At 51.0% G+C, this 25,746-nt stretch carries 18 protein-coding genes; 10 read left to right on the forward strand and 8 right to left on the reverse strand.

The genetic code is table 11. The features are described from left to right. The first annotated feature begins 242 nt into the window (after positions 1 to 242). The 7 genes from HMPREF2700_RS01015 (at position 243) to HMPREF2700_RS01045 (ending at position 10,186) form a co-directional block, all read left to right on the forward strand. Positions 243 to 1,286: a LacI family DNA-binding transcriptional regulator gene (locus HMPREF2700_RS01015; RefSeq protein ID WP_070589321.1), complete on the forward strand. Its 1,044-nt coding sequence runs from the start codon at positions 243 to 245 to the stop codon at positions 1,284 to 1,286. A gap of 200 nt (positions 1,287 to 1,486) precedes the next feature. After that, on the forward strand, positions 1,487 to 2,809 hold the full coding sequence (locus HMPREF2700_RS01020) for an MFS transporter (RefSeq protein ID WP_070589323.1): 1,323 nt from the start codon (positions 1,487 to 1,489) through the stop codon (positions 2,807 to 2,809). Positions 2,810 to 3,017: 208 nt separating this feature from the next. After that, the gene (parC, locus tag HMPREF2700_RS01025) at positions 3,018 to 5,321 is read left to right on the forward strand and encodes a DNA topoisomerase IV subunit A (RefSeq protein ID WP_070589325.1); all 2,304 of its coding nucleotides are present in this window, start codon (positions 3,018 to 3,020) and stop codon (positions 5,319 to 5,321) included. Positions 5,322 to 5,391: 70 nt separating this feature from the next. Continuing rightward, positions 5,392 to 6,978 (forward strand): two-component system sensor histidine kinase NtrB, encoded by a 1,587-nt coding sequence (locus HMPREF2700_RS01030; protein WP_070589327.1) that lies wholly within the window; start codon positions 5,392 to 5,394, stop codon positions 6,976 to 6,978. Next, on the forward strand, positions 6,971 to 8,599 hold the full coding sequence (locus tag HMPREF2700_RS01035) for a sigma-54-dependent transcriptional regulator (protein ID WP_070589329.1): 1,629 nt from the start codon (positions 6,971 to 6,973) through the stop codon (positions 8,597 to 8,599). Before HMPREF2700_RS01030 ends, HMPREF2700_RS01035 begins: the two co-directional genes overlap by 8 nt. Positions 8,600 to 8,647: 48 nt before the next feature. After that, entirely contained in the window at positions 8,648 to 9,400 is a 753-nt protein-coding gene (locus HMPREF2700_RS01040) for a class I SAM-dependent methyltransferase (protein ID WP_070589331.1), read from the forward strand. Positions 9,401 to 9,502: 102 nt separating this feature from the next. Then, positions 9,503 to 10,186 carry a 2,3-diphosphoglycerate-dependent phosphoglycerate mutase gene (locus HMPREF2700_RS01045; RefSeq protein ID WP_003679823.1) on the forward strand — a complete coding sequence of 228 codons (684 nt, stop codon included), beginning with the start codon at positions 9,503 to 9,505 and terminating at the stop codon, positions 10,184 to 10,186. Between the two features lie 136 nt (positions 10,187 to 10,322). Here HMPREF2700_RS01045 and HMPREF2700_RS01050 read toward each other — a convergent pair whose 3' ends face one another. Then, the gene (locus HMPREF2700_RS01050; RefSeq protein WP_070589422.1) at positions 10,323 to 11,114 is read right to left on the reverse strand and encodes a DsbC family protein; all 792 of its coding nucleotides are present in this window, start codon (positions 11,112 to 11,114) and stop codon (positions 10,323 to 10,325) included. A 135-nt stretch (positions 11,115 to 11,249) separates the two neighbouring features. Between HMPREF2700_RS01050 and HMPREF2700_RS01055 the strand changes: the two genes are divergently transcribed. Continuing rightward, positions 11,250 to 13,439, forward strand: a complete 2,190-nt coding sequence (locus HMPREF2700_RS01055; protein ID WP_070589333.1) for a primosomal protein N' — start codon at positions 11,250 to 11,252, stop codon at positions 13,437 to 13,439. 79 nt (positions 13,440 to 13,518) lie between these two features. Here HMPREF2700_RS01055 and HMPREF2700_RS01060 read toward each other — a convergent pair whose 3' ends face one another. From HMPREF2700_RS01060 to HMPREF2700_RS01070, 3 genes are all read right to left on the reverse strand, one after another. After that, positions 13,519 to 14,193 (reverse strand): hypothetical protein, encoded by a 675-nt coding sequence (locus HMPREF2700_RS01060; protein ID WP_070589335.1) that lies wholly within the window; start codon positions 14,191 to 14,193, stop codon positions 13,519 to 13,521. 336 nt (positions 14,194 to 14,529) lie between these two features. After that, positions 14,530 to 14,868 (reverse strand): iron-sulfur cluster insertion protein ErpA, encoded by a 339-nt coding sequence (erpA, locus tag HMPREF2700_RS01065; protein ID WP_003680162.1) that lies wholly within the window; start codon positions 14,866 to 14,868, stop codon positions 14,530 to 14,532. A gap of 132 nt (positions 14,869 to 15,000) precedes the next feature. Beyond that, positions 15,001 to 15,687: a S24 family peptidase gene (locus HMPREF2700_RS01070; protein WP_070589337.1), complete on the reverse strand. Its 687-nt coding sequence runs from the start codon at positions 15,685 to 15,687 to the stop codon at positions 15,001 to 15,003. Positions 15,688 to 15,948: 261 nt separating this feature from the next. On the opposite strand from HMPREF2700_RS01070, the gene HMPREF2700_RS01075 reads away from it, so the two are divergent. Continuing rightward, positions 15,949 to 16,224 carry a hypothetical protein gene (locus HMPREF2700_RS01075; RefSeq protein WP_070589339.1) on the forward strand — a complete coding sequence of 92 codons (276 nt, stop codon included), beginning with the start codon at positions 15,949 to 15,951 and terminating at the stop codon, positions 16,222 to 16,224. Between the two features lie 76 nt (positions 16,225 to 16,300). Here the strand turns inward: HMPREF2700_RS01075 and argC are convergent, their stop codons facing one another. The 4 genes from argC to HMPREF2700_RS01095 form a co-directional block, all read right to left on the reverse strand. Then, positions 16,301 to 17,347 (reverse strand): N-acetyl-gamma-glutamyl-phosphate reductase, encoded by a 1,047-nt coding sequence (gene argC, locus HMPREF2700_RS01080; protein WP_070589341.1) that lies wholly within the window; start codon positions 17,345 to 17,347, stop codon positions 16,301 to 16,303. Between the two features lie 440 nt (positions 17,348 to 17,787). Then, complete coding sequence (locus tag HMPREF2700_RS01085; RefSeq protein ID WP_070589343.1) at positions 17,788 to 19,497, reverse strand: ABC transporter ATP-binding protein/permease; 1,710 nt, start codon at positions 19,495 to 19,497, stop codon at positions 17,788 to 17,790. Positions 19,498 to 19,734: 237 nt separating this feature from the next. Next, positions 19,735 to 21,954 carry a TonB-dependent siderophore receptor gene (locus tag HMPREF2700_RS01090; protein ID WP_070589345.1) on the reverse strand — a complete coding sequence of 740 codons (2,220 nt, stop codon included), beginning with the start codon at positions 21,952 to 21,954 and terminating at the stop codon, positions 19,735 to 19,737. A 193-nt stretch (positions 21,955 to 22,147) separates the two neighbouring features. Beyond that, on the reverse strand, positions 22,148 to 24,355 hold the full coding sequence (locus tag HMPREF2700_RS01095; RefSeq protein ID WP_070589347.1) for a TonB-dependent siderophore receptor: 2,208 nt from the start codon (positions 24,353 to 24,355) through the stop codon (positions 22,148 to 22,150). 551 nt (positions 24,356 to 24,906) lie between these two features. On the opposite strand from HMPREF2700_RS01095, the gene serB reads away from it, so the two are divergent. Continuing rightward, the gene (serB, locus tag HMPREF2700_RS01100; RefSeq protein WP_070589424.1) at positions 24,907 to 25,737 is read left to right on the forward strand and encodes a phosphoserine phosphatase SerB; all 831 of its coding nucleotides are present in this window, start codon (positions 24,907 to 24,909) and stop codon (positions 25,735 to 25,737) included. Positions 25,738 to 25,746 lie beyond the last annotated feature (9 nt).

Genomic DNA, 25,746 nt, shown 5'->3' on the forward strand with positions numbered 1-25,746 from the left:
TTAGTATGTAACGGTAAACAAGCAGGGTATCTATTTTCTGCTTTTTGTAGTTGTTTGTAGTTTAACAAATTTGGACAACTTTTGGGAGATGGTAGGGTCGGTTTTGTTTAAGAAATGTATGCGAAATGCAATAGAAACGGTTGATTATCATCAAGTTTCTGTAAAAAAGGGGGTATGACACCGATGTCTGCTGTGTTATTCTATGTAACATTATTGAAATCTTGTCGGGGCGGGTCCGTAAGATGGCTACAATTTATGATGTCGCTGCTTATGCCGGGGTATCTCCCAAGACGGTCAGCCGGGTGATTAACGGCGATGCGCCGGTCAGTGATAAAACCCGTTCCAAAGTAGAAACAGCGATTGCTGCTTTGGGCTATATCCCGTCTTCTGCGGCGCGGATTATGCGGTCACACCGTTCCGGATTGGTCGGTCTGATTACCGGCGCCATTTCGCGGACAGGCGAGAGTACGGGCGGACACGGTATGCCGGATATGTTCTTGATTAAGGGCATTCAGCAGCAGATTCGCGCACAAGGCAAGATTTTGATGATTGCCGACATCGACAATAAGCCGGGTCAGCCCGGTCAGATGGAGCCACTGATTCGTACCTTTATGGAGCATCGTGCCGAGGGGATTTTATATGTGGCAGGTTTCCATCAGGAAGTATTACTGCCGGAAGTGCCCAACCGTTGCCCGATGGTGTTGGTCAACTGCTTTGATTCGACGGGTACGCCTGCGGTTTTGCCGGACGACGAAGCAGGGCAGTATGGCTTGGTGCGCCGGATTATCCAAAGCGGACACAAACGGATTGCTTATGTGACTTTGCAGCCGGGCGTGGAAGCGACGAGATTGAGATTGGCCGGATACCGCCGTGCTTTGGCTGATGCGGATATTGTCTTCGATCCTGATTTGGTGCAAACTGGCTATCCTGACTTCAGCAACGACAGCGGGTCTTTGATTTCGGCTATTTTGAAGCTGCTGTCTTTGCCGCTTCCGCCGACAGTAATTTGTTGCGGCAATGATGAAATGGCAGTGCGCGTGTACGGGATTTTGAGGACGCGCGGCGTGCGGGTTCCCGAGCAAGTCTCCGTTGCCGGTTACGATAATCACAGTGCGATTGCGGAGACGCTGTTTCCGCCGTTGACCAGTACAGAGTTGCCTTATTTACGCATGGGTGCGATGGCGGCGGATTTGCTGTTTCAACACATTGAACACCCGACCGGTGCGGTTCAGCCAGTCAAGGTCGTTGGGGAAACCATCTGGCGTCAGTCTGTGATTAATAAATAGTTTCAGACGGCCTGAAAATAATAAGCTTTAAACAACACAAACACACATCAAAATAAGATTCATGTAAACGGTCAAAATAAAGGCCGTCTGAAAACGGAGTTGCCTCAGTAAAAAGGGCAGCCCAAATACAATAAAAGCGTCATACCGCTGAAATTGGAGTTTGTTGTTTCCATAGTTTATTACCCAGGAGTAGCCTTCCTATGAAAATCTCCCCACAAGTGGCGATGACACTTCGCCAGATTATGCTGATGAACTTCGGTTTCTTCGGTATTCAATATAGCTTCGGGTTGCAGCAAACTGCGATTAATCCGATTTTCAACTTTCTTAACCCAGATCCCAGTATATTGCCTTACCTTAATATGGCCGGCCCGGTGACTGGTTTAATCGTACAACCTATTATTGGTGCAATGAGTGACCGAACATGGGTACCGGGATTGGGGCGTCGCCGCCCGTATTTCTTAATTGGTGCGATCGGTTGCAGTTTATGCTTATTCTTGTATCCGCACGTTACCGCCTTGTGGATGGCTGTATTGCTGCTGTGGCTCTTGGATATTAGTAACAACACCGCAATGGAACCTTTCCGTGCCTTTATTGCCGATACGGTTCCTGAGAATCAGCAATCCACCGGTTTCTTGATGCAGTCTGTGTTTACCGGTTTGGGTATTACCCTTGCTAACATTTCTCTTTATCTCCTTAAACAAGTTGGTTGGTTGAACCAAACTTCTGAAGTGGGTATTCCGTATTGGGTGTTTGGCTCATTCTATATTGGTGCGGTTTGCTCTATTGGTTCTGTCCTAGTAACTGTATTAACTACTCCTGAACGTGAACCGTCACCTCAAGAAATGGCAGCAATTAAAGCTCAGCCAAGAGGTCCTGTTCATGCCATTAAAGACATCTATAGTGCTATTAAAGAAATGCCCAAACCTTTGTGGCAGCTTGCTTCAGTTTATCTTTTCCAATGGTATGCACTTTTTATTTATTGGCAATATATTTCACACAGTCTTGTTAAATCTGTTTGGGATTCCACTTCTGCCGATAAGGTTGCTTATCAGGAGGCTGTTGCATGGACCGGTTTGGTAAACGGTTTCTATAATGTTGTAACCTTTATCTCCGCCTTCGGCCTGATGTGGATGGCGCGCAAATACGCCGCCAAATATGTTCACGCCTTTGCCGTAACCCTTGCCGCGCTGGCCTTGCTTAGCATTCCGCACATCGGTAATAAATACTTAATGTTTGTCCCAATGATTGGTTTTGGTGTCGGTTGGGCAAGTATGATGGGTGTACCGTTTATGATTGTGGTAAATTCCATTCCGAAAGAGCGTTACGGTGTATATATGGGCATCGTCAATATGATGATCGTTATTCCGATGTTTATTCAAACTCTTACTTTTAGTAAGGTTTATGAGAAGTTGCTTGGCGCAGACCCTGCCAACGCAATGACTTTTGCCGGTGTTTTCCTCGCCATCGCCGCCGCGTTGACCTTAACCATTAGAACTGCGGCCAAACCGGCTACTGCAGAATAACGAAGTTTTGATTTAAAACCAAAATGAAAAGGCCGTCTGAAACATGAAATGGTTTCAGACGGCCTTTTTTGTCGAAACGGATTCCATTTGCTGACCTGATTCGGTAAGCCTTATTGTTGCTGCGCTACCGTTCATCACTCAAATTGGCTATGACTACCGATTTTGCTTTACAATATCCTTCTTTAATTTATTTCGTTTTACCATCCTGATGACAGAACACATTTCCGCTCCAAGTCCATCTCCTGTCGGTGAAGACTACCTGCTGTTAGGTCAGTACGCCGAACGCGCCTATCTCGAATACGCCATGAGTGTGGTCAAAGGCCGCGCGCTGCCTGAAGTTTCAGACGGCCAGAAGCCCGTGCAGCGGCGCATTTTGTTTGCCATGCGCGATATGGGTTTGACGGCGGGAGCGAAGCCGGTGAAATCGGCGCGCGTGGTTGGCGAAATTTTGGGTAAATACCATCCGCACGGCGACAGTTCCGCCTATGAAGCGATGGTTCGCATGGCGCAGGATTTTACCTTGCGCTATCCCTTAATCGACGGCATCGGCAACTTCGGTTCGCGTGATGGCGACGGAGCGGCGGCGATGCGTTACACCGAGGCGCGGCTGACGCCTATTGCGGAATTGCTGTTGTCCGAAATCAATCAGGGGACGGTGGATTTTGTGCCGAACTACGACGGCGCGTTTGACGAACCGCTGCACCTGCCCGCCCGCCTGCCTATGGTGTTGCTCAACGGTGCGTCGGGCATCGCGGTGGGCATGGCGACCGAAATTCCGTCGCACAATTTGAACGAGGTCACGCAGGCGGCGATTGCGCTGTTGAAGAAGCCGACGCTGGAAACCGCCGACCTGATGCAGTACATCCCCGCGCCCGATTTTGCCGGCGGCGGTCAAATCATCACGCCGACGGACGAATTGCGTCGGATTTACGAAACCGGCAAGGGCAGCGTGCGCGTGCGTGCACGTTACGAAATCGAGAAGCTGGCGCGCGGACAATGGCGCGTGATTGTGACCGAGCTGCCGCCGAACGCCAATTCAGCCAAAATCCTTGCCGAAATCGAAGAACAGACCAACCCGAAACCGAAAGCGGGCAAAAAGCAGCTGAACCAAGACCAGCTCAACACCAAAAAGCTGATGCTGGATTTAATCGACCGCGTGCGCGACGAGTCCGACGGCGAGCATCCCGTGCGACTGGTATTCGAGCCGAAATCCAGCCGCATCGATACGGATACCTTCATCAACACGCTGATGGCGCAGACTTCGCTGGAAGGCAATGTGTCCATGAACTTGGTGATGATGGGGCTGGACAACCGCCCCGCGCAGAAAAACCTGAAAACGATTTTGCAGGAATGGCTGGATTTCCGCGTCGTTACCGTAACACGCCGTCTGAAATTCCGTTTGAACCAAGTGGAAAAACGGCTGCACATCCTTGAAGGTCGTCTGAAAGTCTTTCTGCACATCGACGAAGTGATTAAAGTCATCCGCGAATCAGACGACCCGAAAGCCGATTTGATGGCGGCGTTCGGGCTGACCGAAATCCAAGCCGAAGACATTTTGGAAATCCGCCTGCGCCAGTTGGCGCGTTTGGAAGGTTTCAAACTCGAAAAAGAATTGAACGAATTGCGCGAGGAACAAGGTCGTCTGAATATCCTTTTGGGCGACGAAAACGAAAAACGCAAGCTGATTATCAAAGAGATGCAGGCGGACATGAAGCAGTTTGGCGACGCGCGCCGCACGCTGGTAGAGGAAGCAGGACGCGCAGTGCTGACACAAACCACCGCCGATGAACCCATCACACTGATTTTGTCGGAAAAAGGCTGGATACGCAGCCGTGCCGGACACAATCTCGATTTGAGCCAAACCGCGTTCAAAGAAGGCGACCGCCTCAAACAAACCCTTGAAGGTCGCACCGTTTTACCTGTCGTCATCCTCGATTCATTGGGCAGAACCTACACGCTTGATGCCGCCGAAATCCCTGGCGGACGCGGCGACGGCGTGCCGGTTTCATCGTTAATCGAGCTGCAAAACGGCGCGAAACCCGTTGCCATGCTCACCGGACAGCCCGAACGACATTACCTGCTCTCAGGCAGCGGCGGCTACGGCTTCATCGCCAAACTGGGCGATATGGTCGGACGCGTGAAAGCGGGCAAAGTGGTGATGACCGTGGACAGCGGCGAAACCGTCCTGCCGCCGGTTGCCGTCTATGCCTCTTCGCTCATCAATCCTGACTGCAAAGTCGTACTGGCCAGCAGCGACCACCGTCTCTTGGCGTTTTCCATTGGCGAACTCAAAGTCATGCCTAAAGGCCGCGGTTTGCAGCTGATGTCGTTGGCCGATGGTGCATCTTTGGAACACATCGTGGTAACGACTTCTCCTGAATTTACCGTTGTATCGGTCGGCCGACGCGGTGCAGAACATCAGGAAAAACTGCGTATTGCCGATATTGACGGCAAACGCGGTAAAAAAGGCAAGGTATTGGAAATATCAGGCCGTCTGGAAAGTTTGTCCTGAAACAAGAACGAATATATCTAAATAAATTAAATTTATACGACATTGCATGATAATAAAAAAAGGTTCACTTATGAACAGAGCCAATCTTCAAGAACTGGGTAATCTGAGGGAGCGGATTCCCGGTGTAATCAACATTGCCCGAATAGCCATCGTCTTACCGCTTTTGGTTTTGCACGCTTTCGGCAGCTACACGGGCGGCAACCTAATTGGCGTTTCGTTGCCGGACATTGAGTTTTATATCTGGGTAACGCTGTATTTCTTCCTGATCATGCTCTCCGTGTTCCGCCCGGGCTGGCAGTGGCAGTCTTTGGATTTGCCCAATGCCAGCGCCGTGGTCGACATCACCATGATGATGGTTTTGGTGTATATCTCCGGCGGTACAGCTTCCGGTTTCGGGATTTTGGTTTTGCCGTTTGTCGCCACGTCGTGTCTGCTCAGTTATGGACATTATCCCATGCTGTACGCAGGTTATACGGCAATGTTGTTTATTTTGAACCTGTTTTTAGACGGCAGTATGCGTTTCGATTCGTTTAATTGGGACGCGAAATCAATGATGAATTCTTTGATGCTGATCGGCGCAGGCTATCTGGTGGCGATGCTGACATCGTTTGCCGCCCGTTATTTGGAGCAGGCCACAGAGTCCGCCAGCCGCCATCAACTGGCCTACCGCCGTATCAGCGGCTTGAACCATTTGGTTTTGAACCGCGTGCAGGAAGCGGTTGTGGTGATTGATGCAACCCAACGCGTGTGGCTGTTTAACAAACAGGCAAAAATCTATTTTCCCAGCCTGATTATCGATCAGCAGGAAATCGTGTTTGGCGAGCTGGTGGCACGTTGGCAGCGCCAACCCGACAAACCTTTTGAAACCGATATCCATATTTTCCAACACGCCATGCACGTCCGTGCCGTTCCGCTGATTCAGGAGCAGACCGAGTTGCTGATGCTGTACGTCCGCTCATTGCGTGAAGTGGCTGCAGAGGCCATGTCTACCAAGCTGACTTCGCTTGGACAGTTGACTGCCAACCTTGCCCACGAAATCCGCAACCCGATGTCCGCCATCCGTCATGCCAGCGATTTGTTGCAGGAAGGCGATGAGGCAGATCCGCTCAAGGCCAAGCTCTACAACATCATCGACAGCAATATCCAACGTATCGATAAGATGTTGGAAGACGTATCCCTGCTTAACAAACGAGACAACATCAGCCGCCAGCCGATTAATCTGATGAAATTCTGGTTAGAGTTCAAGCAGGAATTTACCTTGAACAATCCTGATGCCATCGGTTGTCTGCGCATGAATATGGACGGCAACAATCTGACCGTATTGGTTGACCCCATGCATTTGCAGCAAGTGATGTGGAACTTGTGCAACAATGCTTGGCGACACAGCCGTCAGGACGAAAACGCCATTACCGTCCTTATCCGTTCAAGCGGCAGGATGCATATTTCCATCGTCGTGGCGGACAACGGCAAAGGCGTGCCGCCCGATGTACGAAATCATTTGTTCGAGCCGTTTTACACCACCGAAAAACAAGGTACCGGCTTGGGGCTTTACGTCGCACGCGAGTTGGCACACGCCAATATGGGGCAGCTGCATTATCACCCTGAAATGAACGGGTTTGAACTGATTTTACCGAAGGAGCAAGCGCAGGATGAATAAATTGCAAGAGCCGGTTTTGGTTGTCGATGACGAGGCAGATATCCGCGACCTGATGGAAATGACCCTGATGAAAATGGGTCTGCGCGTCGATACTGCGGCTGGTGTTGAAGAAGCCAAAGACAAGCTGGACAACAACGATTATTCGCTGGTATTGACCGATATGCGTATGCCCGACGGCTCCGGCCTCGAGGTTGTCCAATACATTGATGAACTGATGCTCGACACGCCCGTTGCCGTGATTACGGCTTTCGGCAATGCCGACCAAGCCGTTGAAGCCTTGAAAGCAGGGGCGTTTGATTATCTGCAAAAACCGATTACGCTGTCTCAGTTGCGTTCATTGGTTAAATCGGCAGTATCGGTTTCAGACAATACTGCCGAACCCACGCCGTCTGAAAAAGTCAAATCGCAGCCTGCGCCTGTTTCTGCCGCCCTGTATAAACCCGAACCTCAGCCGGCCAAGCCTGTCGTTACGCCTCCTAAGAGCGTACAGAGTGAATTTAACCGGCCTTTGACTGTTCCGGAAGGGCTCAATTCCTTAAAAGAGCGTTTTTCGGCCGGCAGCATCAATCCTTCTCTGCAACAAGATGCACCTATATTGGAAGGCGAGGACGATATGCCGCGCCTGTTGGGTACTTCGCCGCAAATGGTTGAAGTACGCCACTTGATTCGCAGATTGGCCCGCAGCCTTGTTCCCGTTTATATCTCCGGCGAGTCCGGTACGGGTAAAGAGCAGGCGGCGCGCACGATTCACGAGCTGTCCGACCGCGCAGACAAACCGTTTATTGCCGTCAACTGCGGTGCCATCCCTGAAAACCTGATGGAAAGCGAATTTTTCGGTTACAAAAAAGGTAGCTTTACCGGCGCGGATCAAGACCGTTTAGGTTTTTTCCAACATGCTGACGGCGGCACTTTGTTCCTTGACGAAGTTGCCGATTTGTCGCTTGCCATGCAGGTCAAACTCCTGCGCGCCATTCAAGAAAAAGCCGTGCGCCGTATCGGCGATGCGCGGGAAACCCCTGTGGATGTGCGCATTATTTGTGCAACCCACAAAAACCTCGAAGCTTTGGTTGAAAGCGGCGCATTCCGTCAGGACTTGTATTACCGCCTCAACGTTGTCACCCTGCACATGCCGCCTTTGCGCGAAATGCGCGAAGACTTGGGCGCGCTGATTCTGTATCTGCTGTACAAACACCGTCACGGCAATCAAACCTACAAACTCAGCCCGAAAGCCCAAGAAGCCCTGTTGCATTACAGCTATCCCGGCAACTTCCGCGAGTTGGAAAACATCCTCGAACGCGCCGTCGCACTGACGGTCGGCCAAGTGATACAAGTGGACGACTTGCAGATTCAAAATGCCCCACAGGTTAAGGCTGAACGCAGCGGCTTCTCTTTTGATGATATTGCCGAACCTGACACGCGCGAAACTACGCTCAATCACAGCCCCATTCCACCGTTTGATCCGCGTACCATGCAGATACAGGATTACCTCGATCAAGTGGAGCGCAGCATCATCGAGCAGGCTTTGCAGCAAACCCGTTACAACCGTACCCAAGCCGCCAAACTTTTGGGCATCAGCTTCCGCTCTATGCGCTATCGCATGGAACGCTTGGACATCAATTAAAACGTTCAGACGGCCTGAGTTTTCAAGGCCGTCTGAAACATAAGCCTTATGTACAAGATTTATTTTGACGAAACCGCATCTGCCAAACTTCGCAGCCTTGCCGCGCCTTTCGGGCTGACCGTTATCGACCGGCAGCCTGAAGAAGGCAGTTTCCTTATCGCTGACGAAAGCGGCATCAGTTTGTGCCGCGCCGGTGAAAAAGGCCGTGTCCGCGTTGATTTTGATGGCGGTGTCGCCCATTATCGGCGTACTAAAGGCGGAGGCGAGTTGATTGCCAAAGCCGTTAACCACACTACTCAACCGACTGTCTGGGACGCTACCGGCGGACTGGGGCGCGACAGTTTTGTGCTTGCCTCGTTGGGTTTGAATGTACACACTTTTGAACAAAATCCCGCCGTTGCCTGTCTACTTTCAGACGGCCTCAACAGGGCAGGGCAAAGTGAAGAAACACGGGAGATTGCCCAACGCATTACTTTGCACTTCGGCAATGCCGTTGATTTAATGCAGGAATTGGCCGCGCAAAAAGGCAGACCCGATGTAGTGTACCTAGACCCGATGTATCCGGAACGCCACAAAACCGCCGCCGTGAAAAAAGAAATGGCTTACTTTCACGACTTGGTCGGCGCGGCACAAGACGAAGCCGAGCTTCTGGACGCAGCGTTGAATACCGCCAAAAAGCGCATTGTCGTCAAACGCCCGCGCTTAGGAGAGTTTCTCGACGGGTGCAAACCTGCTTATCAATACACAGGCAAAAGTACGCGTTTTGACGTTTACCTTCCGACAAGGCCGTCTGAAGACTAGAGGCAAACTTGCAACATATCAAAAGAAACCGCCGGCGTTATCAGCGCGGCGGCAAAGTGTGATATAAATACCCTTTCCCAAACTTCATTGGAGCAAACTATCATGGAATTAGTATTCATCCGTCACGGACAAAGCGAATGGAACGCGAAAAACCTTTTCACCGGCTGGCGCGACGTCAAGCTGAGCGAGCAAGGTTTGGCAGAAGCCGCAGCAGCAGGTAAAAAGCTGAAAGAGAAGGGCTACGAGTTCGACATCGCCTTTACTTCCGTTCTGACCCGTGCCATCAAAACCTGTAACATCGTTTTGGAAGAATCCGACCAACTGTTTGTTCCACAAATCAAATCATGGCGTTTGAACGAACGCCACTACGGCCAGCTGCAAGGTATGGATAAAAAACAAACCGCAGAAAAATACGGCGACGAGCAAGTCCACATCTGGCGCCGCAGCTACGACACCTTGCCTCCGCTGCTCGATCCTAAAGACCCGCATTCCGCCCACAACGACCGCCGCTATGCCAACCTGCCTAGCGATGTCGTACCTGATGGCGAAAACCTCAAAGTTACCCTCGAGCGCGTACTGCCTTTCTGGGAAGACCAAATCGCTCCGGCCATTCTGAGTGGCAAACGTGTTTTAGTTGCGGCACACGGCAACTCCCTGCGCGCGTTGGCCAAACACATCGAAGGCATTTCCGACGAAGACATCATGGGCTTGGAAATCCCAACCGGTCAGCCGCTGGTGTACAAATTGGATGAAAACCTGAAAGTGATTGAAAAATTCTACCTGTAAGGTAAAGGGAAAAAAGGACGTGTTGGACACGTCCTTTTTTGTACTTGTCAGTATCGAGGCCGTCTGAAGGCAGTTGATGGCAGGCGACATGAAAAAAGGACGCGTAAAGCGTCCTTTATGGAGATTAAACCCGGTATTACTGGTTTTTCTCGATGATTTCTTTGAGGTGAGGCATAGGGCTGTAACCGCTTTGGCTGCGACCGTTAGGGAAGACCACGGTCGGCGTGCCGTTGAAACCGAATTGTTCGCCCAACGAAGTGGTTTCAGCAACGGGGTTTTCGCAGTTTGCTTTGCCGCTTGGGAGTTTGCCTTTGCGCATCCAGTCAATCCATGCCTGGGTTGGATTAGGCTGACACCACAACAGCTCGGCTTTGCGCGCGGCATCAGGGTGCAGGCTTGGAATCGGCATCATGAAGGTGTAAATCGTGATGTCGGTCATTTTTTCAAATTCATGCTCCAAGCGTTTGCAGTACGGGCAGTCCGGATCAGAGAAAACAGCGACTTTCAGTTTGCCGTTGCCGCGTACTTCTTTGATGGCTTTGTCCAAAGGCAGGGAAGCGAAGTCGATTTTGTTCAAATCGGCGGCGCGTTCTTCAGTCATGCTTTGGCGCGTGTTGACGTTGATGAGGTCGCCAACAAGCATATAGTCGCCTTTGGCGTCGGTATAGATGATTTGTTTGCCGCTGACGACAACTTCATAAATGCCTTTAATCGGTGTTTCACTGACGCTCAAAACTTTCAAATCTTGGGCGGCATAGACTTTTTCCAGACGCGCTTTCAAAGAAGCGGCAACAGATTTGTCGGCAGGCGCTTCCGCTTTGGTAGCAGGGGCAGGCGCCGCGTTGGCGTTGGATACGGCAGGTTGACCGCATGCCAACAAAGGAAGGACGGCAAACGGTGTTAAGATTTTGATTAACTTGGTTTTCATGCGAAAGACTTGCGTGTGTTGAAAGTAAGGCATTGTATCAAACCTCCGTCATGTCTGCATTGTGCTAAGGCTCAAATTATCGTCTGAAAATAGCTTTCGGCTGTTAAAATACGAAAAAATAATTTGATTGTTTGTATGTTCTACCACCGTATTGCCGTAAACGTGCCGCTTTCAGACGGCCTTTTGACTTATTCCCATTCCGAGCCGCTTCCTCCGGGAATGCGGGTGCTTGTGCCTTTCCGCAATAAAACCGTTGTCGGGATTGTGTGGGAAACGGATATTGCGCCCGATATGGATACGGCGCGGATTTTGAGCGTTCAGGCAGCCTTTGTGGAAGAAAAGCCGTTGCCTCAAAGCTGGCGTGATTTGTTGGCGTTTACGTCGCGTTATTACCACTATCCGACCGGGCAGGCGGTGTTTGCCGCGCTGCCGCAGGGTTTGAAGGAAACGCGCGCAGTGGAAATGCCGCAGCCGCCGTTGTTTTACGCTTTGAACGAAGCGGGTAGGGCGCAAACGCCGCCGCCGGCTCGGTTCAACAAAAAAGCGGCTTTGTGGGACGCGCTGCTGTCGGGCGGAATGACGATGGCGGCGTTGAAGCAGGTGAATGCGCAGGCGGCGAAATTAATCGAAGATTGGGCGGAGCAGGGTTGGATTGAAACAACGGAAGCGGCAAAGCCTGTATTGAGGTCGTACCACGGGCAGGCTTCGCACTCTGAATTTGTATTAAATGCTGACCAGCAGAAGGCTTCCGATGAAATTCAGACGGCCTTTGGTAAATTTCAGCCGTTTTTGCTGTACGGCATTACCGGCAGTGGCAAGACCGAGGTGTATTTCGATGCGATGGCGAAAGTGTTGGCGCAGGGGCGGCAGGTGTTGTTTCTGTTGCCCGAAATCAACCTCACGCCGCAGCTTTTGAAGCGGGTGGAAAACCGTTTTGCCAACGTGCCGACCGCCGTGTTGCACAGCCAGATGGCGGCAGGCAGGCGCACGCAGGATTATTTGCGCGCGATGTTGGGGCAGGCGAAGCTGGTGATCGGCACGCGGCTGGCGGTGTTCACGCCTTTGCCTGATGTCGGGCTGATTGTGGTCGATGAGGAACACGACGGCTCGTTCAAACAAGACAACGAATTGCGCTACCATGCCCGCGATTTGGCGGTGTGGCGGGCGAAGCAGAGCGGCTGTCCCATCATATTGGGCAGCGCCACGCCCAGCTTGGAGAGTTGGCACAAGGCGCAAAGCGGCGCGTACCGCCTCTTGCAACTGACCGAGCGCGCCCATGCCGCCGCGCAACTGCCGCAAGTGGATATCCTCAACGTAGGCCGTCTGAAACTCGACAACGGCTTCTCGCCGCAAGCCTTGCAGCTTTTGAAGCAGAACTTTGAAGCAGGCGGCATGTCGCTGGTTTACCTTAACCGGCGCGGTTTCGCACCCGCGCTGTTTTGCGGCGACTGCGGCCATACCTTCGGCTGCCCGAACTGCTCCGCCAAAATGGTGTTGCACCAACGCGCCCGCCAACTGCGCTGCCACCACTGCGACCACCGCGAACCCATCCCGTACAAATGCCCCGACTGCGGCAACCAAGACCTGACCGCCGTCGGACACGGCACGCAGCGCGTCGAAGAAACCCTGCGCGCCTTCCTGCCCAAGGCCGCCGTCGTCCGCGTCGACAGGGACAGCACGGCGCACAAAAACGACTGGGCGGATTTGTACCGCCGCATCGCCGACAATGAAATCGACATTTTAGTCGGCACGCAGATGCTCGCCAAAGGTCATGATTTTGCGCGGCTCAACCTTGTTATTGTGTTGAATGCCGACGGCAGCCTGTACAGCGCGGACTTTCGCGCGCCGGAAAGGCTGTTCGCCGAGCTGATGCAGGTGTCCGGCAGGGCGGGGCGCGCCGACAAACCTGGCAAGGTGTTGATACAGACCCAATTGCCCGAACATCCTGTCTTCGCCGCCGTCAAAGCGCAAAATTACGCCGTGTTTGCCGAAAACGAATTGAACGAGCGGCAAATGTTTTCCATGCCGCCCTTCGGTTTTCAGACTGCCGTCCGCGCCGACGCGCCGCGCGTGGCCGATGCGATGGAATTTCTCAACGCCGCCAAAGAAACACTCGCCCCACTTTTGCCCGAAAGCGTCTCCCAGTTAGGCGCCGCCCCTATGCTGATGGTGCGCCTCGCCGAACGCGAGCGTGCGCAAATCTTCCTCGAATCGACATCCCGACAAGATTTGCACCGCGCCGTGAGTTTGTGGGTACAGGTGTTGCAGCAAAACCGCGACGGTAAAATCAGATGGTCGGTGGATGTTGATGTGCAAGAGGCTTGATTGAAATGATTCAATCAATAAGAAAATAAAAGGCCGTCTGAAAATCTGTTTTCAGACGGCCTTAAGTTTTTGAATCAGTTTAGAAGAATTTTGCAGCGATATAGCCGAGTGCAAGCAGGCTCAAAACGGCGAACACGATAGCCATTGTAAGCAGAAACTGTGTTTTCTTCCTCGCTGCAAGTGCGGCCAGCTCAGGATTTTGGCCTAACTCTTCGCGTAATTGGGATTCCAATTCGGCACGGATTTTCTTGCGCAGCTTTTTCTCTTCCTGCTCACGTTCATATTTGAGCTTGTGGGCAATTTCGGTTTGTTTTTTATGCTCGAAAGAGATTTTTTCCTGCCATTCAATGCGCTTGCGCTGGATGGCCAACTCATTTTTTTCTGTCAAATCAAAGCGACAGGTTTTACACTCCTGTGCGTCTAATTCATCAATAATCGTCATGCAGACGGGGCATTGGATAGGGTCGGGAGTGTTGACTGCCAATACGGGTTCTTCTTCAACCGCTTCCAATTCCATAGCTTGACGTACGATCACGTCCAAACCCAAATAGCTGAAGTAATGCTGCGCATTTTCGCGCTCGTCTTGGGTGCATTTCTCGGCCACAATGGCTTGCGGACGCTCAGCCAAGGCTTGAATCAGGCTCTCGACTTCGTTTTCGGGCAGGTTGTCATACAGGCAGGCATGGATGCGCTCCCTATCCGTGTTCGGCGGATAGGAAACGTATACGTCGAAAAATTTTTCTTGTTTGCTCATTGATATCCCATGAGTATTTCGACTGCGTCAACCAAATGGGTTTAGCCTAAGGTTTTGTTATTGTGTTTGAGCTGTCTTGGATTATGATACGAGCCAAAACAGAGGCTGCAGTCTCAGGCAGACCAAGTACGGTTTGCCTTTGTGTCGTTAATCGGCTGGACAATAAATTTTTATTTATATGGTAATATGCATGTCCAATGTTATGTCTATTGTAGAGTAAATATTCACGCCCGATATTATTATTATAAGGTAAATCTGATGTTGTTTAAAATAAATTCACACAAAAGGCCGTCTGAAGATACAGACGGCCTGTTTTTTATGGCAAAAACAGATTGTTTATACGGAGAAGGATGAGCCGCAACCGCAAGTTGTCTCTGCATTCGGATTACGGATGACGAATTGAGAACCTTGTAGGCTTTCGGTGTAGTCGATTTCCGCACCAACCAGATATTGGTAGCTCATCGGGTCAACCAAGAACGTCAGGCCGTTTTTCTGGATTTCAAAATCGTCGTCGTTTTTGATTTCGTCAAAGGTAAAACCGTATTGGAAGCCGGAGCAACCGCCACCGTTGACGAATACGCGCAATTTCAGGTCGGGATTGTTCTCTTCGGCGATCAGGTCGGCAACTTTGGTGCAGCAGCTGTCAGTAAAGATAATAGGGCTTTCGTCTGACATGATGTGATTCCTTTTATATGAATATTTTTACTATTGTCGCGCAAACCGTTAGTCAAGGCAAGTTTGTGCAGACAGGGTCTGCCAGCTTACATGGAGGGCATGGCAGAAATTTCAAGCACCAGTATGTCAGATTTAGATGCTTCTGCCAAACCATTCGACACGGCCGATGATGGCAACGTCGTCGGTCGGGTTTTTCAAGTCGATTTCAAAAGTAGGGTAGGCCTCGTTGGCAGAAATGACATTGACGATGCCGCCGGGTATCAGTTGCAGGCGTTTGACCAAAAGGTTTTCGTTGAGGCGCAAAACATAGAGGCCGTCGCGCGGCGTGGTTTGGCCGTGGTTGATGAGGATGGTGTCGCCATCATTCAGTACGCCTTCCATCGAGTCGCCTTTGACTGAGATAACGGAAAGGTTTTTGATGTCGCGCGTTACATAATTTTCAATCCAATAACGTCGGAATGCCATGGCGAACATCGGCTGTTCGTCGCCGACGAGCTGGCCGTGTCCGGCCGCGGCCTGGATGTCGTAACGCGGTACGAAGACAAATTCGTCTATATCGACTGGATTGCCCAGTGTGTCGGTTGCTGTGGCTTTGGGGACTTCGGAATCAGGGAAGGGGGAACCTTTGCCTGTCAAAAGCCAGTCTATGCTGCAGCCTTTAAGTTGTTTGATTTTTTTTAGCGTTTCCGATTTCGGCAGGCCGCCTTCGTTCCAGATACGGCTGAATCCGGCGATGGTCATATCGATGTCGGCGGCAATTTTGGCTTGGCGGGCTTCATCTTTCCATAAGAAAGCCAGGCGGTCTTTAAAGGTATCCATGTTTATGCCTTTATGGAGGTATGTTTTTTATATGGTTTGGACGATTTGAGTGTATTTTACCTTAGTTTTTATAAAATTGTAAGAAAAAAATTACTTCATCTAAGAAAAAGTATTGCATATTCTATTTTTTCTTAGTATTATTCGTTTTGTCTTAGATAAATCGATATTTCTAATTTTCTGTTCGATTTTTCTTAGTTTAATTTTATTTGGTTTAGTTTTTCTGATTTAAACCTGCTATATGATTATGATGAGAGGTGTGAAATGACTCGTTCGCGTAAAAATACTTTTGGGGTGCTGCTGGCGTTGGTATTGGGTTTTTTTGCTCTGCCTTTCGGATCTTCGGAGGCGCATGAGGCGGACGGTAATCTGACGGCTTCGGAATGCGAACGCTTGGGCAGCTTGAGTCTGGATCAGATGGATGGCAGGCTGCTGGCTTTTGCCAAAGAATGCGATATGGTGGAGGCTACCCACGATTGGGAGCAACAGTACGGCAACTTGAATGAAGAAGAAATGCTTGCCGGCGTGGTGTATGAGTAATGTTTGTGAATGAATTGATAAAGGCCGTCTGAACGATCAAAGTTTCAGACGGCCTTGTGTTTTTAATAAGAATGGCTTAAGGCATCAATGGTGCATTAGTCAGACCGGTGGTTTCGGGCAGGCCGAACATGATGTTCATATTCTGCACGGCTTGACCGGCTGCGCCTTTAACCAAGTTGTCGATGACGGAAAGAACAATCCACACATCGTCTTGATCGGGCGCTTTTTGAACACTGATACGGCAAAGGTTGGCGCCGCGTACGCTGCGGGTTTCAGGTGTCGAACCTGAAGGCAGGACATCAACAAAAGGACTGTCGCGGTAGTATTCGAGCAGCAAGGCTTCAGGATCGGTATGTTCTTGCAGGTGCAGATAAAGGGTGGCGTGCATACCGCGTATCATCGGAACAAGGTGTGGTACGAAAATCAGGCCGTCTGAAACATGGTCTTGCAGTCCGGACAGGGTTTGTCGAATTTCAGGTAAATGGCGGTGGCCGCCGACACCGTAGGCTTTGAAGTTGTCGCCTGCTTCGCACAATAGGGTGTGGGTGCTGGTTTTGCGGCCTGCACCGGAAACACCGGATTTACAGTCGGCAATTAGAGGCGCGTTGGCTTTCAGACGGCCAGCCTGAAGCAGCGGCAATAAGGGCAGGGAAACGCAGGTAGGGTAGCAGCCCGGATTGGCCACCAGCATGGCTTTGGCGATGTCGTCTTTGTAAAGTTCGCACAAGCCGTACACTGCTTGAGAAACGAGTTGCGGCGCGGCATGGGCCATTTTGTACCATTTTTCCCATGTGAGGATGTCTCGGATGCGGAAGTCGGCAGACAGGTCAATCACGCGTACGCCTTTTTCCACAAGGGTCGGTGCTTCTTTCATGGCCACGCCGTTGGGCGTGGCGAAGAACACGAGGTCGCAACGGTCAAGCCCGGCATCTTCAGGCGTTTGGAATGCAAGGTCGTAAATACCGCGCAGGCTGGGAAAGTAGTCGGCAACCGCAATACCGGCTTCGCTTCGGCTGGTGACGGCAGTGACTTCTGCGTTGGGATGGCTGCTGAGCAGGCGTAACAATTCAACACCTGTGTAACCGGTTGCACCGACGATACCAATTTTAATTTTTGTGGTCATGGTGTGGCTCCTTTGTAGAGGTAACAATGCGTTTGATTATATAGTAATTAATTGCCGTCGGTCAGCGGTGCTTGTGCCAAGCTTTGCAATAGAGGGTTAAACAGGCCGTCTGAAATATGGGATTAACGATATTGGAGAGAGGAATTCAGACGGCCTGAAAGTTTGGGAAAGCGTGGTTTGCGGTTTTATTTGACTATGGCTTTGAGATTGGTGTTTTTTATTTATAGTCAATCTTTTATAAAGATTATAGGCCTCGTGTTTTGAAAACCTTTTATATTTCGTCTTTATCCTATTCATACAAACACAAAATAAAAACGCAAAAAAACGCCCCCGGGTTGGAGAACCGGAGGCAAGTATCCAAGGAGTAGTTCTCATCAATAAGAACTAGTTACTTAGTACTATATCCCTTGTTAGGATTGAAAGCAAGCGTTTTGCACATTTTAACATTTAAATAATTTTTCATTCAAATTCAGAGAGCTATCAAACAGGGCTTGAATCTTGGGTTGGTGGCTAATGCCGATGACCAAAGTATCGGGCAAATGTTGCTTGAGGGTCTGCATCAACATCAGGGCGGATTCATCATCGAGCTGGTTGGTGGCTTCATCTAGGAACAGGATCTGCGGTTTGTGCAGCAGTGCGCGTGCAAGGCTGAGGCGTTGCTGCTCTCCGCCGGAAAGGATGCCGTGCCATTCGTGTGAAGTGTCCAAATCGTTCATCAACGTGTGCAACCGACCCGTGGGGCTGCTTAAGCCGACTTGTTCCAAAACGGTTTGAATCAAATGGTCGTCTTGGCAGGTCGTATAGGGATAGCTGACAGTTTGACGCAATGTGTCCGCAGGCAGGTAAGGGCGTTGCGGGAAGAACAGGCGGCTACCTTCGAGGGCGAAACTGCCTTGGTAATACGGCCACAAGCCTGCGAGGGCGCGCAGCAGGGTGGATTTACCGATGCCGCTTCTGCCTTCAAGTAATACCCATTCCGGAGAATGGGCTTGGAGGTGAATATCAGTAAGCAGGGGGCTGCCGGTTTGGGTGTGGACGGTAAGGTTTTGCAAGACGACCTTGCCGCTATGATGAGATAAATCTGTTTGGTGTGACTGAAGGGAGGGGCTTTTTTGTTCTACTTGTTCCAAGGCAGTCTGAAAACCGGAGAGGCGTTCGACGACTGCCGCCCATTCAATCAGGCGGCGGTATGCGTCAGTAAACCAGCCGAAGCTGTCTTGGACGCGGGCAAACGATGTGCGGGTCTGCATCATGTCGCCGAAGGTCATGGTTTTGGCGAGGTACATGGGCAGGGTGGCAAGGATGGGGATGAAGATGCTGATGCGCACGTAGGTCGCCCAGAAAGTTTCTTGGCGGAATTCGCAGTTGGTCAGCCGCCGCCAGTTGTCGCGGATGCGGAGGTAGCGTTGTTTCAGACGGCCTGTTTCGGCTTCGCCGCCGTTGTAGAAGGCGATTTGTTCGGCATGGTCGCGTACGCGTAAAAGAGCTGCACGGTAGTCGGCTTCTCGGTGTTGACGGTCGATGTTGAGGTTTTTCAGTTTGCGGCCGACAAGATGGGCGATGATGGTGCTGAAGATAGAATAAATTAGTGCAACCCAAACGAGATAGCCGTAAACGGTAATGCTGTATCCGCCGATGTTGAAAGTCTGTACGCCGGAGAGCGTCCACAATACGGCGACGAACGCGCTGAATTTGGCAATATTATTGATGAAGGAGCGAAAGAGGCTGATGCTTTTGTCGGCAAGGAGGTAGATGTCTTCGGCGATACGTTGGTCGGGGTTGTCTGGTTCTCCGGTCAGGCGCAGGCGGTAATGTTTGTGGCCTTCGAGCCAGTTTTTTTGAAATTGCTCGGTCAGATGGGTGCGCCAACGGAAGATAAGGCGTTTTTGCAGCCAGTCGGCACAAACGATACAGCCGATAACCATCGCCATATAGCCGAGGTATTCGACAATGAGCGAAGGCATAGATGCGCCGTCAAACGCAGCCAGCGCGTCGTAGAAGCGTTTGTCCCATGCGGCAATCCAAACGCTGATGGTGATGGAGAATAGGGTAAACCCTATCAAAACGGCGAGCATCAGCCATTGGAGGCGGCCGTGTGCCCCTGACCAAAAAGGGCGGGCAAGGTAAAAGAATTTTTTGAGGATGTTCATGGATGGTGTGTTGGTACAAATAACGGGAGGTCGTCTGAAAATCTACATTTGCGGGGTAACGGTATCAGACACGCTATTCGAAACTTTTGTTTCCTGATAGGTTTTAGACGACTGTTTGCAGATGTTCAAATGAAAATACCGATGCCGTCATGTCGATATGGGCGGGCATGACGGCAGGGGTAAGAGGTCGTCTGAAAGCCGGATTGTGTTTTCAGACGACCTCACTTCATACAATGGCTACATCTTCCACTTGAAGTTCAAGGTTACATTGCGCGGCTGTCCGTAGAAATGTCCTTGGTAGGTAGCGCGGTGGGCATAGCTTTCGTAATACCGTTTGTCGGTCAGGTTGTCGACTTTCAGGCTGAGCTTGGTGTGTTTGGAGGGTTCGTATTGTACGGCTGCATGCCAAACGGCGTAACCGCCCAAATATTGTTTCTCTCCGTTCACTATAATCGGGCTGGATTTGCTTTGGACGTTCACACCTCCGCCCACCGTCCATTTGCGCGCCGCACCGGGCAGGCGGTACATGGTATTGAGGCGGAAGATATGTCGGGGCGTGTGCTGGCTGAAATCGACCCCGCGACCGTTGCGCTCTGCGGTTTGGGCGGCTGCGGTAGAGGTATAACGCCTTTTGTTGAAGGTGTAGCCCGCAAAAATCTGCCAGTCGTCGGTGATGTTGCCGGCAATTTCGGCATCAATACCGCGGCTTTCCATGCGTACAGGAGTGTAGATGGCGCGGTCGCCGCGTACCCAAGGACGGATATTGCCCGTTGTAAGGTCTTTACCCAACCATGTATCTGTGGGTTGGTTGTGTTTTTCGGTTTGAAACAAGGCGAGGGTGGTGTTCAATTTATTGTTGTTCCACGCGCCTTTCCAGCCGATTTCGTAGCTGTTGCCCATTACAGGCGGCAAGAGCTTGTCATTGATGTCGTAATAATCGCCCGAGTATTTGAAAATGCTGGTGTAACTTGCATATAGGTTTTGTTGCGGGGTGATGTCGTAGGTAATGCCTGCGTAGGGGATGAAACGGCCTTTTTTATAGTGGCTGTCGGGAGTTTTCATCCATGACAGATATTGTGATTGCCGCCAGCGGCTGTAACTTGTGCCGAGCAGGATGTGCCATTTGTCGGCAATGTTCAGGCGGGTGGCTATGGTCGCTGTGTGGGTGTCGGGAACGGTTTTACGAATTTCGAGATTGCGGGCCGTGTTCCAATTAGGTTTGGCAATTTCATCACCCGTCCAAGAAAAAACAGGATAGTTGCCATCTTTCAAGGGTGTGCCTCTCCACATATTATCGAATTTTTCTTTGGTGTATTCATAGCCCGCGTAAAACTCATGTTCGCGGCCGAACCAATCAAATTTTCCTTCTAAATCGCTTTGCACAGTCCATTGACTGTTGTTGCGATCGCTTCTGCCAGTATAACCGTCACTCAATGTGCCTGCGGGCGAAATATTTTGCCGCTGCGGGACGTAACCATATTCGGTAACGGATTTGTTGCGGCGGTAATCAACGGAAGTGGTCAGATTCCAACGATCGCCGAAATAGTGCTTCCATTCGGCGAACATATTGGCTTTTTTGTAATCCGCACGATTCCAGTTCGCACCCAAATAGCTGTCGCGCGGCAATCGTAGGTCGCTGCCGTCGGGATTGGCGGGCAGTCCGAACAGGGAAGGTACATCTTTTTCACGGTGGTATATCGCACTCAACGTCAGCATATCGTTTTCCCCGACTTGCTTGTCGATAACGCCGTAAATAATCCCTTTATTGCCGTCGCTGTTTTTACGCCAGCTTTTATTTTTTTCAAGTACGGCAACCGCGCGCCCGCGCAAGCCATTGTCGCGGCTGAGGAATCCCGATACATCGGCGGAAGTGCGCAGCGTGCCGAAGCGGTCGGCAGTTGCATCAAATTCAAGCAGCGGCGCAGCGGTCGGGCGTTTGCGGATGGCATTGATGCTGCCGCCCGGCTCGCTTTGCGCTTTACGCAGACCTGTTGCTCCGCGTACGACTTCGATGCGGTCGTAAAGTGCGGTATCGGTCAGTTGTTTGGCATCGTGCGGATTATTGCCGCACATGGTACAGACAGTCGAATTGACACCGTCTTCGCTGATCTGAGCGATGTCGAAGCCTCTGGATTGAAAGCGGGTTTGGAAACCCTGTTTGTAAATATTCAGCCCTGTGGTGGTTTTCAACGCTTCTTCCAGCGTGGTCGCGCCCGAATCGTCCATTTGTTTGCGCGTAATGACGCTGACGGATTGCGGCGTGTCTTTTGGGGAGATCGGCAGGCCGGTGGCGGTGGACATGACCGGCACGGTATAACTGTCACGCGAAGCAGTACGGCTTTGTCCGGTTACGTTAACGGTGGGCAGGTTAACATGTTCCGTCTGTTCGGTGGTTCGGGCGGAAAGTTGCAGCGGGACGGCGGCAAGCAGGTAGGCATAACGAATCGGATGGTTCATTACAGCTCCTTCAGGTGGGGGTTAAGAGGTTTTTATGGGAAAGAGGGTCGTCTGAAAACTCAAACGGCAGTTTTCAGACGACCCCTTACTTTTACAACAACGGCAATTGTTCCCTGTCTGTCAGGAGCAGGTCAGGTAGATTGCCGAATATGATTTAGTTATTGTTTTTTTTAATTTTGCTACCGCAGACGGACTACATTTTCCATTTCAGGCTGAACACGGCATTGCGCGGTTCGCCGTAGAAGTTGCCGCTGTTGGCGGCACGGCTGTATTGGTTTTCGTAGTAGCGTTTGTCGGTCAGGTTGTTGACTGCCAGCCCCAATTGCAGGTTTTTGCTCGGGCGGTATTGGACGTTGGTATTCCAAATGGTGTAGCCGCCTTGCTTGATGGAGCCGTAGGAATTGGCGGTTTTGCTGCTGCTCTTCAAGCCAAGACCGACCGTCCATTTGCCGTCATCCACCGGCAGGACATAGCTGGTGTAGAGGCGGAACATATGCTTCGGCGTATGGCTGCTGAAGTTGTAGCCTTTTCGGCGCGATTCAACATTGCCGGTAACGCTGCTGCGGTTGGTGCTGCGGTTGAAGGTGTAGCCTGCGTAAACCTGCCAACGGTCGGTCAGGCTGCCGGAGATTTCGGCGTCCAAGCCGCGGCTGCTTTGGTTGAGCGGTTCCCAGTAGGCGTGCGGTTTGGCATTGACGCGTTGGTTGTTGTTGTCTTTATCGGTGCGGTAAAGGGCGACGGAAGTATTCAGACGGCCTTCGTTCCATTCGCCTTTCCAGCCGAGTTCGTAGTTGCGTCCCATAATCGGAGGCAGCAGGTTGTCGTTGTAGTCGCGGTTCATCGTTTGTTTGAAGATGGACGTGTAGGCGGCGTAAACGCTTTGCTTAGGCGTGATGTCGTAAGTGATGCCGGCATAGGGGATGAAGCGGTTGCGTTTGAGCGAGTCTGATGAACCTGCTACCCCGTCTTTGAGGTCGCGATCCCAATAGAAGTCGCGTTTCCAGCTGGTATAGCGTCCGCCTGCGATGATGTGCAGTTTGTCGGTAGGATTGATGCGCGCGCCCAAACCAAAGGCATGGGTAGTATAACGGCCGTCACCGCCACGGGCTTTGGCTGTGGCAGAATCCCAATCGGGTTTGGCTTTCTCGCTGCCGTTAAAGGCATCTGCGTCATAGGTACTGCTGTCATCAAACCAGCGGTTGCTTGAGTTTACGTTCTCTTTGGAATAGCTGTGCATGAAGAAGAGATCGTGATTTTGGCCGAAAGCAAAGATGCGGCCTGTCAGGTTGTTTTGGAAAGTGAACTGGCGGTTGCCTGCATCGTAACGGTCGAAGCTGTATGTGGTTCCCAGGCCGTCTGTACCGATGCCGTTACCTGTGCCGCCCAGCGTGTAATATTCTTTTGAACTGGTGTTTTTACGCCAGTCCAACTTGCTGCTCAGTTTCCAGTTGTCGTTGAAATAATGTTCAAACTCGGTAAAAAGATTGTATTTTTTCAGGCGGGCTTCGTTCCAATCCGCACCCAGATAGCGGCTGCGTTTCCACTCTTTGCCGTCTGCACGCATAGGCAGGCCGTCCGGATCGGGTGTTTCGGTTTGGTTGAGATAGCTTGCGCCCCAGGTAAGTTTGCTGTTGTCGCCGATGTCTTTGTCCATCACGCCATACAGAAGGATGTCGCGGCCGCCGGATTGGTCTTTGAAGGTTTTGTTGCTGCCAACCGAGCCGACAAAGCGTCCGCGCAGGCCGTGTTCTTGGCTTAAGGTGCCGGATGCATCAAAGACGCTGTTTACTTTGCCCCATGAGTTTGCCATCAAATCGGCGGAAAGCTGGCGTTTTGCAGTCGGCTTTTTGCGGACGGCGTTTACCGTGCCGCCGGGTTCGTTGTTTGCCTGTGTCAAACCTGCTGCACCGCGCACCACTTCAATGTGGTCGTACATTGCCATATCGGTTGCACTGGTTGGGTCACCGGCCGGGCCGCCTAAGCCGAATCCTCCGGGTGAACCGAGTTGCGTGGCAATGCCGTCTTCTTCAAACTGTTCGATAAAATAGCCGCGCGACATGAAATGCGTGCGTCCGCCGCTTTTGAAAACATTGATGCCCGTAGCGTTTTGCAATGCACCTTCTAAGTCGGTAATGCCTTGGTCTTCAATTTGTTTTTTAGTAATGACGCTGACAGATTGGGGAATTTCTCGCGGAGAGAGCACCAGCCCTGTGGTTGAGCGCAGGGCGGATACTGTGTAGCTGTTTTGACTTTCAGTACGCAGGCTTTTGTTTTTACCCACTACGGTAACTTGTTCCACTTCAGCCTGTTGTATTTCTTCCGCAGCTTGTGCGGCTTGGGGTAATGCAGCAAGGCAGAGGGCAAGTGTGCTTAGTTTGAATAGTTTCTTAGAATGATGCATTTTATGAGGTCCTTGATAAAGAAAGGTCTGTTTGTTTTTAAATATTGGCGGCAATATCTGTTTAAATTGAGCCGTTATTTTTTATAAGCCGTTTTGTTTTAAAAATTAAATATAAATCTCTGAATCATTTTATTTGATTCAATTTTGATATTGTCAAACCATCGGATCAAAAAAAGGTTGCCATCGGAAAGGGAGCCGTTGGCAACGAATGGAGGTGGTAATGCAATGAAAGCTAGATATAAGGGGTAGTACCAAACTAGCCATAAAGAACTATATCGCAACTGTAAGAAAAAGCAACAACAAGTTATCTGTTGCTTGCAAAGTTTTTTAAACAGCTTGTCCTAAATCAAATTTTTGAGTAATTGCTTGGTTTGTTGATGCAGGGATTGGTATTGGCAGCTCGAGCTGAATTGTTTACAGGCCGTCTGAAAATTGCCGGGGTTGTTCGGCTATAATGCTGTTTTGGTTTTTTAAGGCCTTTGTAAAAATACGGTTTTGTTGTTTTAAGCTGAATGTGGTTTGTAAAGGTTTTGGGGTATGAGGAGAATGAGATGAAGAAAATTTTGGTGTTGCAGCATGGGGATTTGGGTGCTTGCGACTGGTCGGCGTTTGGCGGTTTGGTGTCTGCGCCATCAGGGAAGTCGGTGTTGCGTGTGCCGGTTGATGATGATTTTGAATTGACGGACGAGATGCGTGCGGCGTTGATTGCGCAGCAGATAGATGGTGCGGTGTTGCCGGATGTGGCTTTTGCTGATTTGGGACTGATTGTCAGCGATATGGATTCGACGCTGATTACGATTGAGTGTGTGGATGAGATTGCGGCCGGTGTCGGGCTGAAAGATGAGGTGGCAGCGATTACGGAGCAGTCGATGCGCGGCGAGCTGGACTTTGAGCAGTCTTTGCGTAAGCGTGTGGCTTTGCTGGCCGGTTTGGATGAGCGCGTGTTGGAAGAGGTGTACGAGAATGTGTTGCAGCTGTCGCCGGGCGCGGAATTTTTGTTGGAAGAGTGCAAACGGAATGATGTGAAGTTTATGCTGGTGTCGGGCGGGTTTACGTTCTTTACGGAACGCCTGCAACGGCGTTTGGGCTTGGATTTCCATTTTGCGAATGTGTTGGATGTGGAAAACGGCAAGCTGACAGGCCGTCTGAAAGGACGGATTATCGATGCGCAGGCTAAGACGGATTTATTGCGTGAATACCGTGAGCGACTGGGTTTGGCTCCGTGGCAGGTGGTGGCGATGGGTGATGGTGCGAACGATATTCCGATGATACGGGAGGCGGGGTTCGGCATTGCTTATCGGGCAAAACCGAAAACCGAAGCGAATGCGGATGCGTGTGTGCGCTTTGGTGGTTTGGAGAGGATACGCGGTTGGTTTGCGTAAACCGTTTGA

This window comes from Neisseria sp. HMSC068C04 (assembly GCF_001810105.1).
GTDB classification, from domain to species: Bacteria; Pseudomonadota; Gammaproteobacteria; order Burkholderiales; family Neisseriaceae; genus Neisseria; species Neisseria flavescens_B.

Coding starts and splice junctions, on each gene's coding strand:
- HMPREF2700_RS01015 (WP_070589321.1), top strand. CDS start 243: ATGGCTACAATTTATGATGTCGCTGCTTATGCCGGGGTATCTCCCAAG.
- HMPREF2700_RS01020 (WP_070589323.1), top strand. CDS start 1,487: ATGAAAATCTCCCCACAAGTGGCGATGACACTTCGCCAGATTATGCTG.
- parC (WP_070589325.1), top strand. CDS start 3,018: ATGACAGAACACATTTCCGCTCCAAGTCCATCTCCTGTCGGTGAAGAC.
- HMPREF2700_RS01030 (WP_070589327.1), top strand. CDS start 5,392: ATGAACAGAGCCAATCTTCAAGAACTGGGTAATCTGAGGGAGCGGATT.
- HMPREF2700_RS01035 (WP_070589329.1), top strand. CDS start 6,971: ATGAATAAATTGCAAGAGCCGGTTTTGGTTGTCGATGACGAGGCAGAT.
- HMPREF2700_RS01040 (WP_070589331.1), top strand. CDS start 8,648: ATGTACAAGATTTATTTTGACGAAACCGCATCTGCCAAACTTCGCAGC.
- HMPREF2700_RS01045 (WP_003679823.1), top strand. CDS start 9,503: ATGGAATTAGTATTCATCCGTCACGGACAAAGCGAATGGAACGCGAAA.
- HMPREF2700_RS01050 (WP_070589422.1), bottom strand. CDS start 11,114: ATGAAAACCAAGTTAATCAAAATCTTAACACCGTTTGCCGTCCTTCCT.
- HMPREF2700_RS01055 (WP_070589333.1), top strand. CDS start 11,250: ATGTTCTACCACCGTATTGCCGTAAACGTGCCGCTTTCAGACGGCCTT.
- HMPREF2700_RS01060 (WP_070589335.1), bottom strand. CDS start 14,193: ATGAGCAAACAAGAAAAATTTTTCGACGTATACGTTTCCTATCCGCCG.
- erpA (WP_003680162.1), bottom strand. CDS start 14,868: ATGTCAGACGAAAGCCCTATTATCTTTACTGACAGCTGCTGCACCAAA.
- HMPREF2700_RS01070 (WP_070589337.1), bottom strand. CDS start 15,687: ATGGATACCTTTAAAGACCGCCTGGCTTTCTTATGGAAAGATGAAGCC.
- HMPREF2700_RS01075 (WP_070589339.1), top strand. CDS start 15,949: ATGACTCGTTCGCGTAAAAATACTTTTGGGGTGCTGCTGGCGTTGGTA.
- argC (WP_070589341.1), bottom strand. CDS start 17,347: ATGACCACAAAAATTAAAATTGGTATCGTCGGTGCAACCGGTTACACA.
- HMPREF2700_RS01085 (WP_070589343.1), bottom strand. CDS start 19,497: ATGAACATCCTCAAAAAATTCTTTTACCTTGCCCGCCCTTTTTGGTCA.
- HMPREF2700_RS01090 (WP_070589345.1), bottom strand. CDS start 21,954: ATGAACCATCCGATTCGTTATGCCTACCTGCTTGCCGCCGTCCCGCTG.
- HMPREF2700_RS01095 (WP_070589347.1), bottom strand. CDS start 24,355: ATGCATCATTCTAAGAAACTATTCAAACTAAGCACACTTGCCCTCTGC.
- serB (WP_070589424.1), top strand. CDS start 24,907: ATGAAGAAAATTTTGGTGTTGCAGCATGGGGATTTGGGTGCTTGCGAC.